Annotated in this window: 12 protein-coding genes; 8 read left to right on the top strand and 4 right to left on the bottom strand. The window is 53.7% G+C overall.

The features are described 5' to 3' along the window. Positions 1 to 15: 15 nt before the first annotated feature. Complete coding sequence (locus ACG98I_RS09395; protein WP_394720287.1) at positions 16 to 906, bottom strand: glutaminyl-peptide cyclotransferase; 891 nt, start codon at positions 904 to 906, stop codon at positions 16 to 18. Between the two features lie 216 nt (positions 907 to 1,122). On the opposite strand from ACG98I_RS09395, the gene ACG98I_RS09400 reads away from it, so the two are divergent. The 3 genes from ACG98I_RS09400 to ACG98I_RS09410 all read left to right on the top strand — a co-directional run bounded on the left by ACG98I_RS09400 (position 1,123) and on the right by ACG98I_RS09410 (position 4,323). Then, the gene (locus ACG98I_RS09400; protein WP_394720288.1) at positions 1,123 to 1,743 is read left to right on the top strand and encodes a DUF3027 domain-containing protein; all 621 of its coding nucleotides are present in this window, start codon (positions 1,123 to 1,125) and stop codon (positions 1,741 to 1,743) included. Between the two features lie 360 nt (positions 1,744 to 2,103). Beyond that, positions 2,104 to 3,507 (top strand): NCS2 family permease, encoded by a 1,404-nt coding sequence (locus tag ACG98I_RS09405; protein ID WP_394720290.1) that lies wholly within the window; start codon positions 2,104 to 2,106, stop codon positions 3,505 to 3,507. 18 nt (positions 3,508 to 3,525) lie between these two features. Then, positions 3,526 to 4,323, top strand: coding sequence for a TrmH family RNA methyltransferase (locus ACG98I_RS09410; protein WP_394720292.1), 798 nt, complete (start codon positions 3,526 to 3,528; stop codon positions 4,321 to 4,323). An 18-nt stretch (positions 4,324 to 4,341) separates the two neighbouring features. On the opposite strand, the gene ACG98I_RS09415 is transcribed toward ACG98I_RS09410, so the two are convergent. The 3 genes from ACG98I_RS09415 to serC all read right to left on the bottom strand — a co-directional run bounded on the left by ACG98I_RS09415 (position 4,342) and on the right by serC (position 7,884). Next, a complete protein-coding gene (locus ACG98I_RS09415; RefSeq protein ID WP_394720294.1) occupies positions 4,342 to 5,229 on the bottom strand; it encodes a DUF6928 family protein in 888 nt (295 codons plus the stop codon). 30 nt (positions 5,230 to 5,259) lie between these two features. Further along, entirely contained in the window at positions 5,260 to 6,534 is a 1,275-nt protein-coding gene (gene sepH / locus ACG98I_RS09420) for a septation protein SepH (protein WP_394720296.1), read from the bottom strand. Positions 6,535 to 6,741: 207 nt separating this feature from the next. Then, entirely contained in the window at positions 6,742 to 7,884 is a 1,143-nt protein-coding gene (gene serC, locus ACG98I_RS09425) for a phosphoserine transaminase (RefSeq protein WP_394720298.1), read from the bottom strand. Between the two features lie 333 nt (positions 7,885 to 8,217). Between serC and ACG98I_RS09430 the strand changes: the two genes are divergently transcribed. From ACG98I_RS09430 to ACG98I_RS09450, 5 genes are all read left to right on the top strand, one after another. Further along, entirely contained in the window at positions 8,218 to 9,510 is a 1,293-nt protein-coding gene (locus ACG98I_RS09430) for a citrate synthase (protein WP_394720300.1), read from the top strand. 449 nt (positions 9,511 to 9,959) lie between these two features. Continuing rightward, positions 9,960 to 10,319: an FKBP-type peptidyl-prolyl cis-trans isomerase gene (locus tag ACG98I_RS09435; protein WP_394720302.1), complete on the top strand. Its 360-nt coding sequence runs from the start codon at positions 9,960 to 9,962 to the stop codon at positions 10,317 to 10,319. A gap of 177 nt (positions 10,320 to 10,496) precedes the next feature. After that, a complete protein-coding gene (locus tag ACG98I_RS09440; RefSeq protein WP_394720303.1) occupies positions 10,497 to 11,366 on the top strand; it encodes an aldo/keto reductase in 870 nt (289 codons plus the stop codon). A gap of 459 nt (positions 11,367 to 11,825) precedes the next feature. Continuing rightward, positions 11,826 to 12,170 (top strand): DUF485 domain-containing protein, encoded by a 345-nt coding sequence (locus ACG98I_RS09445; RefSeq protein ID WP_394720305.1) that lies wholly within the window; start codon positions 11,826 to 11,828, stop codon positions 12,168 to 12,170. A gap of 5 nt (positions 12,171 to 12,175) precedes the next feature. Beyond that, entirely contained in the window at positions 12,176 to 13,828 is a 1,653-nt protein-coding gene (locus tag ACG98I_RS09450) for a cation acetate symporter (protein ID WP_394720306.1), read from the top strand. Positions 13,829 to 13,852: the final 24 nt, after the last annotated feature.

Below are 13,852 nucleotides of genomic sequence, written 5' to 3' on the forward strand. Positions count from 1 at the left end.
CAGCTACAGGGGATTTTAAGAAACCGGGTCGAAGCTCACACGGTACATATCCGGCCAGCGCTTGCCGGTTAGATAAAACTCGTCGGTACCTGGAATGTGCGCAATGCCGTTGAGAACGTGGTCGGGGTCTTCTTCAGCATTATTTGCTAGGCCAGAGGCATCCACGATTCCGCTGACTTCACCGGTTGCCGGATCGATGCGCAAGATATCCGTGCTAAACCACACGTTGGCATAAACCTCATCACCAACGCATTCGAGTTCATTAATATTGTCTATGGCTTCACCATTCAAGGTCACCGGAACCCGGTCTTGCTCATCAAAGGTGTCGCCGTCCAGGTGGCGCAGCTCATTGGTACCGTCGGACATGATGAGAGCCGAGGAATCATCCATGCTGCATAGACCCCAGCCCTCACCGGGGTACGTGGCTGTATCAAGTAGCTCATAGGATTCGGCGTCATACTTAAACGCCTGGCCAGAATCCCAGGACAATTGCCAGATGACCGGTCCATCAGCGCCGTCATATTGGGTAATGCCCTCGCCGAAGATTTCCTCATCATTGGCAACGTGCTGGTGCGCGGTATCGCTTCCAACTTCCAGGGTAAACAGGCCCGATTCACCATATTGACCGGTACCTACTAACACCTCACCATTGGCGGTGACCTCAAGTCCTTGGGTAAAGAGGGAGTCATCAAAAGGGGCGCGCTCAAGCTCGGTAGCTTCAATATGCTCCACCGCTGAATCTTTGGATTCTCCGGAAGCTGCGCCGGAGGAATCTCCTGTGGAGCTGCCGGTGGAAGAACCAGAGACAGCGGAGGATTCAGGTGCGGACTCAGTGGAAGAACACGCAACGAGAGCGAGCGGTAGGGCAATTAAAGCCGCCAATGCGGGCGAGGTATGGGAGGGCATGTGTCTATTGTGCAGGAAATGATCCATAATGTGAACGTGTCTTCAAACAATGAAAGCTTCGAGTCGCGTCCTCGCCGCCGCCGAACCAGGAGCTCATCGAAGAGCTCACGAGCGACTGGCGGACGCAACACCTCAACTCATTCGGCGTCACACGCAGCAGATAATGCGCGACATTCCCAGTCGAATAGGAATAGAGGAAGTCAATCTTCTCCCTTGATGGCCACGGAAGCCGTCGAGCGTGCCCGTTGGGCCCTGGAAGAATTTGGTGAAGGCGACATTGGTGAGCACATCGGTATCACTGGCATCAGCGCCGATAGTGCCACGCACCGCTTTGCTGCCGATGTTCCTGGCTACTCCGGCTGGGAGTGGCATGCGGTTGTCGCCTGCCCACCGGGTGAGACTGAAGTAACCGTCAGTGAACTGGCGCTAGTGCCGGCTGCGCAGGCGCTGCAGGCCCCAGAATGGGTGCCATGGTCTGATCGTATTCAGCCAGGCGACTTGGGCCCTGGTGATCTGATGCCGCCAGAGCCCAATGATCCGCGCCTTAACGGTGATGAACTTTCTGACCTCGGATTGGAAGAATCACTGCAGCGCTGGCGAACGGGTGACTATGGACCGAACTCCAAGATGGCAGAAAAAGCGCCTTTGCAGTGCACCACCTGCGCATTCTTTTTGCCCTGGGACCGCGGTTTCGGTGTATGTGCCAATGAATATTCCGCAGATGGCCGCGTGGTGCACTCGCGCTATGGCTGCGGTGCACATTCACGTACCCGCGTGGTTGATACTGAATCCCTGCCGCAGCACAGGCCATTTGATGATGAAGGCCCCATCTTCTAGAAGCTTGAGTACCTACCTCGTGCGAGCTGGAAGTGAAAGTCAACGCGAGGGGTGCGCGAGTGCTGCGCGAAGGGTGCGCGAAAGTGTGGCCCAGGCAACCATGGGTGCAGATAAGTCTGTTCTGACATAAACAACCATTAAAAATGACTGGGGAATTGCAAAAATATTGCTGAGAGGGCCACAATATTGATTGTCCATCCAGCATTATTGCTGCCTACTTTCTAAAGCGCACAAGCGCATGTAGGCAAGTAAGCCGGGCCAACATCGCAGTCGCCACACCGTTAAATGACGAGCCTTTACCCTCATTCCATCGTCATTTGGTGCGCGGGCTGTTAGTAAAATGAATAAGGGGCCACATACGTGAACGACGTACTTGACCGATATTTTAAGATTTCTGACCGCGGGTCCAGCATTGGAACCGAAGTCCGAGCGGGAACGGTGTCGTTCTTCGCCATGGCATATATCATCCTGCTGAACCCGCTGATTATCGGCACAGTAGAAGACGTCAACGGAACCACACTCGGCATTCCACAGGTTGCGGCAGCAACCGCATTGGTTGCCGGTGTGGTCACTATTTTCTTCGGCGCACTGTCCAATTATCCATTCGCTTTTGCGACAGGTTTGGGTATTAACTCATTCGTGGCCGTGACCTTGGTTGCTGGTGAAGGCTTGACCTGGCCACAAGCCATGGGCCTGGTGGTCATTGAAGGTATCATCATCGTCATTTTGGCGATTACCGGTTTCCGCAGCGCTGTTTTCTACGCCATTCCGGCCTCAATGAAGGCAGCGATTGGTGTTGGTATTGGTCTCTTCATCGCCATGATTGGCTTCGTCGACGGTGGCTTTGTCACCCGTGTGCCAGATGCTGCGATGACCACCGTGCCCGTCGGCTTGGGCCAAGGCGGCTCTATCTCAACCTGGCCTGCATTCATCTTCGTCATCGGCCTGATCATCTGTGGTGGCCTGGTAGTCCGGAACGTCAAGGGCGGCTTATTCATCGGCATCGTTGTCACCACCATCATTGCTCTGATTGTTCAGGCTTTCACCGACTCTGAAGATTGGGGCATGGCAACGCCTGCCGTTCCATCCTCTTTGGGCGGTCTGCCAGATTTGTCCATCGTCGGCAAGGTTGATCTCTTTGGTGCATTCGTCAATATCGGTGTGCTTGCCACCGTCTTGCTGATTTTCGCGCTGCTGCTCACCAACTTCTTCGACGCCATGGGTACCTTTACCGCACTGGGTAAAATCAGTGGCTTGGCTGATAAAGATGGCGTGCTGCCAGATATGAAGAAGGCCCTGGTTCTTGAGGGCATGGGCGCTGTTGCCGGTGGTTTGGGTTCGGCCTCTTCCAACACTGTCTTCGCGGATTCCTCGGCAGGCGTGGGCGATGGCGCACGCACGGGCCTGGCTAACATCGTCACCGGCACGCTCTTCCTCCTGGCTATGTTCCTGACCCCGCTCTATGAGGTCGTTCCAATTGAGGCCGCATCCCCAGTCCTCGTCATCGTCGGTGTGATGATGGCAGGCCAGCTGACCTCCATTGAGTGGAATAAGATGGAGATTGCCATTCCATCGTTCCTCACGATCGTTATCATGCCTTTTACCTACTCCATTGCCAATGGCATCGGTGTTGGTTTCATCGCATACGTGGCCATGATGACGTTTAAGGGCAAGGCCAAGGAAATCCACTGGATCATGTGGCTGGTGGCAGCGCTCTTCGTTGTCTTCTTCGGAATGGATCCGCTGCTTGAAGCAATCGGCTAGTGCCATAAAATAGGCTGCATGTTGATTGCAGACCCCACAGACCCTCGCCTGGATGATATTCGGGACTTGAATAAGTCCGATAAATCCGGTGAGGGTCTTGTCATTGCTGAAGGTCACTTGGTGGTCTCACGCCTCGTGGCATCGCGTTTCCCGGTGCGTTGCATCGTTGGATTCGCCTCCAAGCTTGAAAACTACGTCGCTGAATATGGCGATCCGGGCTGCCCCATGTATGAGGTGTCTAGAGAGACGCTGGCTGAGGTCGCGGGTTTTGACATGCACCGCGGGCTGGTCGCTGCAGCCGATCGCATCACGCCCTTAGAGGTCTCTGATGCCATCGCGGATGCCCAGACCGTGGTCATCCTGGAGGGCGTTGGTGACCATGAGAATATTGGTTCGCTCTTCCGTAATGCCGCCGGGATGGACGTCGATGCCGTATTACTAGGCGCAGGTGCGGCAGATCCTCTTTATCGCCGCAGCGTGCGCGTATCTATGGGGCATGTTTTGCGCTTGCCTTTCGCGCGGTTTGATGGCGGATTTACTACGTGGCAGCGCTCTTTAGCATTGCTTGCCGATGCCGGCTTCCACCTGGTTTCTCTTACCCCCGATGAAGACGCCGCACACTTGGCTGATGCCCTGGCGGGTCAAAAGAAAGTTGCGCTCATGGTGGGGGCGGAAGGCCCTGGGCTGACTGAACACGCTATGCGCGCCACGCATGTGCGTGCGCAAATCCCCATGGCGCCGGGAACAGACTCGCTCAATGTTGCAACCGCTGCGGCGATTGCCTTTTATGAACGCCAGCGTTCTTTGCGGAGCTAAGAAATAGCGCGGGGAATATTATCGATTCCGGAAATCTGAAATCGCGTCACGGGCCCTATCCGTGGCATTACGCAGGAAATTACCCGTGCGGCGAGAAGCTTTCTTGGCAAAGTCTGTTGAGGCATGCAAGACCTTCTTGAAGTCCTCACCCGTTGTCGTGGTCGGTTCATCCTCCGGGGTTTCATAGTCATCATAATCGGCATTGGAAGGCCCCATGCCGAGCTTGAATGCCGCATCAGAGGTCATTTGGCTGACGGACTTAATGGGGGCTGCAGAATCCACCTTGGGCTCAGGCCGGCCGTCGACGGCATAGCCCACGACGTGTAGGTCGGGGCCTTCACTGTTGATGCTCACACCCAACCAGTGCGTTTGGGCTGCCTCCATGAGATCGCGGGGTTCAAAAGGCAAGGAGATTCCCCCCAAGGGCTCGGCCTTTTCACCGGCCCAGAAGGGAGTTTCAAAAAATAGGGGGAGCCCGGTATCTTCCATGAGCTCAAAGCGGGTTCCGCTGAATGCTCGTTTGAGCTCATCATTATTCCAGTGGGCAAAACCCGCCCAGCCTTCGTCTTCATTGACCGCGCAAGCATAAACATTCTCACTTGGAACTGCTTGGCGCAGCTTCGGGCTCAGCTCAGCGATGCGAAGGGGTCTATCCTCATTAGCATGGATAACGGTTTGAACCACGGTGATACCTGGGTAGCCGCCGATATAGAACTCATTATCATCGGCCTGTGCCGAACGATTCAGAGGGAATTGCCCAATCGGGGTCACCGGGAAGAGGGGATTGAGCTGGGCTAAGTACTTACGTCCATAACCACGGTCTGCCTTCGGCTCAGTTGCCAACACCGCGGCAGGGTTTTCACAATTGACGTACCAAATGGTCAACACCGCGCGGTTCGAAGGCACCGTGGTCTCCTTAAAAATCGTGGACGATAATTAGCTGCGTGGACGTTTCGTGTTGGCGCGAACACCCAGAAGGACATCTTCCCAATGCGGGGTGACAGCCTTGCGGCGACGCTTAGTTGGCTTCTTTTCTGGATCTGGGTGCTGCAAGAACTCTGGGTCCTCAGAATCAGAAGACTGAGCAGAATCAGCGGTGCCGGCAGAGCTCTTCTCAGCTTCATCGCCGCGCTGCTTTTCTGCAGGGGTGTCCTCGGAGGTCATGTCTACTTCTTGGTCATAGACGCCAGATTCCTCCATCTCACGCTCGCGTTCGCGCTCCAGCGCCTCGGCTGCGTCATAGTCCTCATTGACAGACGCCAGACGTGGACGGGCATCAGCGGGGCCATCAATGGCTTCGTCATAGCGGGAGCCACGGCCAATGGAAGTCAGCGTGCGAACCGGCTGCACAAAATCAGGATCTGTGAGGTCAGCTGCAACAGAGTTGCGCGCCTCCACTGTCGATGGGGAAGACATGGACTGTTTAAAGGTCCACAGAGCTTCATTCTCAGAGAGACCAGCCGTCCAGGTCACCTTGATGACCCAGGGCTGAGCCTGCTCGCGATAAGCGGTCCATTCGGCATCGGAAAGCGAATGCCCACGTGCTGCAAAAGCGGTGGCGAGGATTTCCCACAACGTCAGCTTCGCAGGGCCATCTTCGCGCACTGGGTGCGCCTGCTTGGCCAAATCCGCCATGTTATTGCGTTCCAGCATGACTGGGTACGCAAATGGTTCAACGCGGGACTCTGCCACGCCCATTTCTTCCGCCAAGTCAGCTGCGGAAGCACCAGCTCGCACACGAGCCTGAATCTCAGCAGGGCGCATGCTCATCGCATCAGAGTAAGGGCGAGAGCCTGACTCAGCTGCCGGCTTATTTACCGGGCGTGGTCCATGTGGAGCAGTCATCGGGCGCTGGTCGGTTTCAGCGTCTTCGACGATTTCAGCATCCACGATGTCCTCGTCTGCATCAGTTGCGTGAAGTTCCGAGACTCCTGCGCTTTCCTGCTCGGCCTCGCCGTCATTCTCTTCTGAGCTGTCCCTGACGTCAGAGCTGTTCTGTTCCTCCGATCCGTTCTCGGACTCTGCGGCTGTTGAAGCAGGTGTCAGGGGAGTGATAGAGGACAGTCCGAAATGCGATCCAGAATCGGAGGAACCGTTGATGATGGACTCAAGTTCCTCGGTGACAGCGACGAAGAACTCGTCGCCTTCCTCGGTTTCAAAAACCAGGGAGGTCTTCGTGGAGTCGCTGTAGTTGATGAACAACTCACGCATGATCTTCGCGCTCCTTCAAGCTTGCGGGGGACATCAGGACACATCCACTGTGAAGCAGATAATAACCATCACCTTAACGCAGGAATGCGCCGAAGCTTGGCAGCGACGGCGCATGTTAAACGTCAAACGGGCAAGAAGCGACTGATGTTGCCCTGAGAGATAGTTGAGGGAGGCGCAAGGTAGAACTAAGGCCGCCTCAGAAGTGAACTACTTGTTAGCAACTCCTGCATCCAGCACGGCGTCAATGGCGCGGGTAAGGATTTCAATATCGGTCGGCTCAATCGCAGGGAACATACCAATGCGCAACTGGTTGCGGCCCAGCTTGCGGTAAGGCTCAACATCGAGGATGCCGTTGGCACGCAAGACCTTTGCGATGACAGCTGCGTCAATGGAGTCATCAAAATCGATAGTGCCCACAACCAGGGAGCGAAACGCTGCGTCGGCAACATAAGGTGTGGTCTCCTCACGAGCCTCAGCCCAGGAGTACAAGGTGTTGGAAGAGGTGGTGGTGCGCTCAACCATGCCAGCCAGTCCGCCATTGTTATTCATCCACTTGACCTGGTCTGCGAGCATGAGCAGGGTCGCAACAGCGGGGGTGTTATAGGTCTGGTTCTTGCGGGAATTATCCACTGCCGTCTGCAGATCCAAGAATGCCGGGATGAAACGGCCGGATTCCTTAATGGAAGCGATGCGCTCAATCGCCTTCGGGGACATAGCTGCGAGCCAGAGACCACCATCGGATGCGAAAGACTTCTGTGGGGAGAAGTAGTAGGCATCGGTCTGAGCGATGTCTACTGGCAAGCCGCCTGCACCGGAGGTCGCGTCAATGACCACCAGCTGGTCATCGGAAAGACCTGCTGGGCGTTCAACCGGAACCATCGCGCCGGTGGAGGTCTCATTATGAGCCCATGCCACAACATCGGCATCGGTATCTGCCAGTAAGGAAGGGGAAGGGGAAGTACCGGTTTCACCTTCGTGAACCTCTGGATCTGCCAACCAAGGTGCCTGCTTGGAAGCCTTAGCGAACTTGGAAGAGAACTCGCCAAAGCTCAAGTGCGCGGACTTGTTGTTGATGAGACCGAAGGTCGCAGCATCCCAGAAGGCCGTTGCGCCACCGAGGGAGAGGACGATTTCATAGCCTTCAGGCAAGGAAAACAGCTCTGATAGGCCATCGCGTACTTCACCGACAACGTTCTTCACCGCTGCTTGGCGGTGGGAGGTACCGATGACGGACTGTGCGCCGTTTGCGACGGCGTCAATCTGGGACTGGCGAACCTTTGATGGGCCGCAGCCAAAGCGTCCGTCGGAAGGAATGAGGTCAGGGGAGAGCTTGAAATCCGGGTTAGTCATGGCTGGATTATACGGTTATCAAAATATTATGCGACACCCAAAGTGTCATAGATCATTGATATAGGTCACATGTGAAGTGATGCGCAATATGTAGTAAAGGTGTCAAAAATGGCCGAAACGCGTGTTTCGGTGACGTATCCCCTAGCCACAAATGGGGTTAGGCGTAACGGAAACGGTGCAGGCTAACCGGACGATCGTTCTGCTAGCAACGAGAAATTCGCAAATCTTGCTAGAGTGGTTAAGGAATTACTAGCGATGCACAGTATAAGTGTTATGGCGCAGCTAGTGTTATATGCGGCGAAACGCTTAACAATAAAGTGAAAGGACACCTACGTGGCTTCCGAAGAGAACAAGGTAAAGCTGTCTTACCCGGGCGGCGAGTACGAAATGGATCTAGTCCCTTCTACCGAGGGCGATTCCGGTTTCGACATTTCTAAGCTTCGCAATGAAACTGGCCTGGTCACTTTCGACCCTGGCTACACCGCGACCGGTTCTACCGAGTCCAAGATTACTTTCATTAACGGTGAGGAAGGCATCCTGCGCCACCGCGGTTATGACATCGCTGACCTGGCGCAGAACGCAACCTTCAACGAGGTTTCTTACCTGCTGATCAAGGGCGAGCTTCCAACTGAGGAGCAGCTCAGCAAGTTCAGCAACGACATCCGTCGCCACACCCTCCTTGATGAGGACTTCAAGGCTCAGTTCAACATCTTCCCACGTGATGCTCACCCAATGGCGGTTCTGGCATCTTCTGTAAACATCCTGTCTACTTACTACCAGGATCAGCTGGATCCACTGAATGAAGAGCAGCTGGATAAGGCAACCGTTCGTCTGCTGGCGAAGGTTCCAATGCTGGCCGCTTACGCTTTCCGTGCGTCCCAGGGCAAGCCTTATATGTATCCAGATAACTCTCTGAATGCGCGCGAGAACTTCCTTCGCATGATGTTCGGTTACCCAACCGAGCCATATGAGGTTGACCCAATTGTCTCCAAGGCATTGGACAAGCTGCTTATCCTGCACGCTGACCACGAGCAGAACTGTTCTGCATCAACCGTTCGTATGATCGGTTCTGCACAGGCAAATATGTTCGTCTCCATTGCGGGCGGCATCAACGCGCTGTCTGGCCCACTGCACGGTGGTGCTAACTCCGCTGTTCTTGAGATGCTGGAAGACATCAAGAACAACCACGATGGCGATGCAACCGAGTTCATGAACCGCGTGAAGAACAAGGAAAAGGGCGTTCGCCTGATGGGCTTCGGCCACCGCGTGTACAAGAACTACGACCCACGCGCTGCGATCGTCAAGGACACCGCACATGAGGTGCTGGAGCACTTGGGTGGCGACGAGCTGCTGGATCTGGCGATGAAGCTGGAAGAAATCGCTCTGGCTGATGATTACTTCGTATCCCGCAAGCTGTACCCGAACGTGGACTTCTACACCGGCCTTATCTACCGTGCGATGGGCTTCCCAACTGAGTTCTTCACCGCACTCTTTGCTATCGGCCGTCTCCCAGGCTGGATTGCACAGTACCGTGAGCAGCTGGAGATCAACACCAAGATCAACCGACCTCGCCAGATCTACACCGGTGAGACCGCTCGTACCTTCGTTCCTCGTAACCAGCGATAGGACAATCTGAAGCCAAACATGGCTAAATAGTAGAAATGCGCCGCAGTATAAGCTGTGGCGCATTTTTTGATCTGAAAGTACTTTGGTTACTTATGTAGCCTGATTGATAACATTTGCATTAATAATCTGGTATTTGCCCTAGACGATTAAGCCCAAATGGCTTCCTCCTTTATAATTAGAGAAGCTTGATTCGACTATTTCAATTTCGGGGCGAGTTTTGCGAATAATTTCATCCATTATCAACTTCGGCACAATTACTAAAGACTACGTCCTCGCCTTCAAGCTAGGAATAAAACTGTGCTGTGGTGTTTAACTACTTAACCTGAACGTGTATGTCCCCATGACGTCGTTCAAAAATGGATGAGGCTGTTTGCAAGTCTAAGTTCGGAAAGCCCGGATACGTCAGTTTCTGACGCATTTAGACGTAACGTCAAGGAGATGTTTACTTTATGGATAAGCCAATCATTGAAGCTTCAACTGAGTCAGCGCCAGCAGACCTGGTGATTGAAGATATCGTTGTCGGTGACGGTGCTGAGGCACAAGCTGGCGGAGTTGTTGAAGTTCACTACGTTGGCGTCGAGTACGAGTCCAACCAGGAGTTTGACTCTTCTTGGGATCGTGGCCAGTCCATCGAATTCCCGCTCACCGGCCTCATTTCTGGTTGGCAAGAAGGCATCCCAGGAATGCGTGTTGGCGGTCGCCGTCAGCTGACCATTCCACCAGAAAAGGCATATGGTCCAGCAGGTGGCGGACACCCACTCTCTGGTCGTACCTTGGTTTTCGTTATTGACCTGATTAACGCAGGTTAATTCTTCCTTCGGAGCAAGATTTCCTCTCCAGCCCCCACAGCAGCACTTCATTAAGAATAGTGAAGCTCGCAAGCACGTAGGGCAGGGGAGGATTTTTGATCGCTCTGCCCAGTGACTTTTGCCCCTTTGTTCTCAATGCAGCAACATGAACGATGATTTCAAGGCAGAATGGGAATCATGAATTCTGATTCTCACAAAGTATCCGTGCCATCTTTGACCATGAATGATGAGCGTGAGATCCCGCAGATCGGCTTGGGAACCTACAAACTCCGTGATGATGAATGTATCCGAGTTGTGCGTGAAGCAATTGAGGTTGGCTATCGTCACTTTGATACCGCGACGCTATATAAGAATGAAGAGGCTTTGGGTAAGGCCCTCAATGATGCAATCGCCGCCGGCGATGTCACCCGTGATGAACTGTTTGTCACCAGCAAGGTCTGGCACGATAGCCACGGTGCTGACAATGTCCGTGAAGCATTCCAGACGTCCTTGGGCAAGCTCGGTTTCGATTATCTCGACCTATACATGATCCACTGGCCATGGGAGCAGGGCGGAAAGTACCTCGAGACGTTTGAAGAGATGGCTCGCCTGCAGGGGATGGGACAGATTGCCAGCATTGGCGTGGCCAACTTCTATGAAGAAGTCTTGGAAAATCTCATTCAGGAAACTGGAATCGTTCCAGTGGTGAATCAGGTTGAGCTTAATCCTTCCTTCCAGCAGCCGGAGCTGCTTGAGTTCCACAAAAAGCACGGTATCTTGACCCAAGCTTGGTCGCCTCTTGCTCGTGGCCGTGTTCTGACTAACCCAGATATCAAGGGAATTGCCGCGCAGCTGGAACGTCCCGTAGGGCAAGTCGTGCTGCGCTATTTACTGCAGAAGGGCATCATCGTCATCCCGAAGTCTGCACGCCGCGAGCGCTTAGAGGAAAACCTCGGGTCTTTAGAATTCGAACTTTCCCGTGCACAGATGGAGATTATGGAATCTCTGCATTCTCCAGACGGTCGTAGCGGTAATGACCCACGAATCTGGCCAGGCGAAGACGCCTAGATACTCCCTTATTGCTTCAACCCCGCAATGCACATCAGGTGTGTATTGCGGGGTTCTTTGCTGCCTTGTTGGGAGTCGCCGAACTCTTGGCAGAAGCCTGAGAGGAAGGTGTCAAAAGCTTCATGGAAACCCTTGGGAAAGTTTGGAAATCCGTCAATTTGTGGTGATCTCCAATGTGAAAGCGCTATTAACAAAATTGGCAAAGTGTTATATCTGGCCATTCGGGGGTGATTTGCTAGTTGTAACAATTGCAGGTGACAGCGCTTTTCGGGGGTGTAATTTTCTGTTAAGGGTAATTAGCCTAACTTTCTCTTCACCCTAACAAGTCTTGTTCGGTAGTTTACTTAGGAGGCCGGATTGTGACCCCTGGCATAAATGGGTGTGACGAATTCGACTAAATGAGAAAGCCTATCTAGTCGCTGGCTAGATATGACTAGATGAAAGTTCAAGGAGAAACCAATGACTGGTGCTACAGCCTCTCCGCGCAAGCGCCGCGAGCCATCAGCTGATGAGTTCGTCGCTATGCAAAAGAGCCCGCAGTTTGAGAAACTGCGGAGTACTTACCGTAAATTTACTTTCCCAATGACCGTGGCCTTCATGGTCTGGTATTTGCTTTACGTGGTAACCGCAGTTTTCGCACATGATTTCATGTCGATTGAACTCGGCGGCGGATTTAACGTTGGCCTGGTCTTTGGCCTGCTTCAGTTCGTAACCACATTCCTAATTACCTGGCTGTACATCCAGTACGCCAATAAGAACATTGAGCCTCAAGCGGCTGCAATCCGTGAAGAAATGGAGGGTTAAGAACAATGAACCCAATTATTCTTGCCCAAGAGGCTGAGGAGTTCTCGACCGGTAACCCGATTCTTAATATCTCGGTCTTCCTAGTATTCCTGATCGTGACTATGTGGTTGGTTTTGCGAGCAGGTAAGTCTACCAAGGAAGCATCTGACTTTTACACCGGTGGCGGTACATTCACCGGACGTCAGAATGGTCTTGCTATCTCCGGTGACTACCTTTCTGCAGCATCATTCCTTGGTATTGTAGGCGCTGTCGCCCTCAACGGCTATGACGGATTCCTTTACTCCGTAGGTTTCTTCGTGGCCTGGCTTGTTGCTTTGATGCTCGTCGCTGAGCCACTGCGTAACGTCGGTCGCTTTACCATGGCGGACGTTCTGTCCTTCCGTTTGAAGCAAAAGCCAGTCCGCGTGGCTGCTGCTTTGGCAACCATGTTCGTGTCCCTGTTCTACCTGATTGCTCAGATGGCCGGTGCCGGCTCCCTGGTTTCCGTTCTCTTGGATATCCATGAGTTCGTATGGCAGGCAGTTGTTGTTGGTGTCGTTGGCGTCGTCATGATTGTCTACGTTCTGATCGGCGGCATGAAGGGCACCACTTACGTTCAGATGATTAAGGCAGTTCTCCTGGTTTCAGGTGTTGTTGTCATGGGCATCTTAGTCTTCGTCGCAATCAAGGGTGGCTTTGGCGCCCTCTTCGAAAAGGCGATTGAGACTCACGCGAATTCTCAGGCAATTGTCGATGGTGGCTACGAGGCCTCCCAGATTATGGAGCCAGGTCTGAAGTACGGTGCTACCACCACCACCAAGATTGACTTCATCTCCCTGGGTCTGTCCCTGGTTCTTGGTACCGCTGGTCTGCCACACGTGCTGATGCGCTTCTACACGGTCCCGACTGCTACTGAAGCGCGTCGTTCCGTTACCTGGGCTATCTGCATCATTGGCTTGTTCTACCTGATCACCTTGATCCTGGGCTACGGTGCAGCAGCATTGGTTGGTCCAGACCGCATCCTGGCAGCACCTGGTGGCGCCAACTCGGCAGCTCCACTGCTCGCTTTGGAAGTTGGCGGCACCGTATTCATGGCGATTATTTCCGCAGTGGCATTCGCTACCGTTCTGGCTGTTGTGGCAGGTCTGGCAATTACCGCTTCTGCTTCGATTGCACACGACATCTACGACGCAGTTCTGCGTGACGGTCAGGCTTCTGAAGAAGAGCAGGTTCGCGTTTCTCACATCACCGTGGTCATCCTGGGTATTGCATCCATTATCCTGGGTATCCTCGCGATGACTCAGAATGTGGCGTTCCTGGTCTCCCTGGCATTCGCTATTGCGGCTTCCGCAAACCTGCCAACCATCCTGTACTCCCTGTACTGGCGTCGATTCAACACCACTGGTGCTGTCGCGTCTATTTACGGTGGTCTGATTTCCTGTCTGTTGCTCATCTTCCTGTCCCCAGCAGTCTCCGGTGCGCCAAACGCGATGTTCCCAGATGCTGACTGGTCCATCTTCCCATTGACCTCCCCAGGTCTGGTTTCCATCCCAATGGGCTTCCTGTGTGGTTACATCGGCACCCTGTTGGGTAAGCCAGATAACCTCGAGGCACTGGCTGCTGAGATGGAAGTTCGTTCTCTTACCGGTGTTGGTGTTGAGGCTCCAGTCGATCACTAATTACCGAACCTAGCCTAAGGGCAA

The organism is Corynebacterium sp. L4757 (assembly GCF_043673995.1).
Classification (GTDB): Bacteria; Actinomycetota; Actinomycetes; order Mycobacteriales; family Mycobacteriaceae; genus Corynebacterium.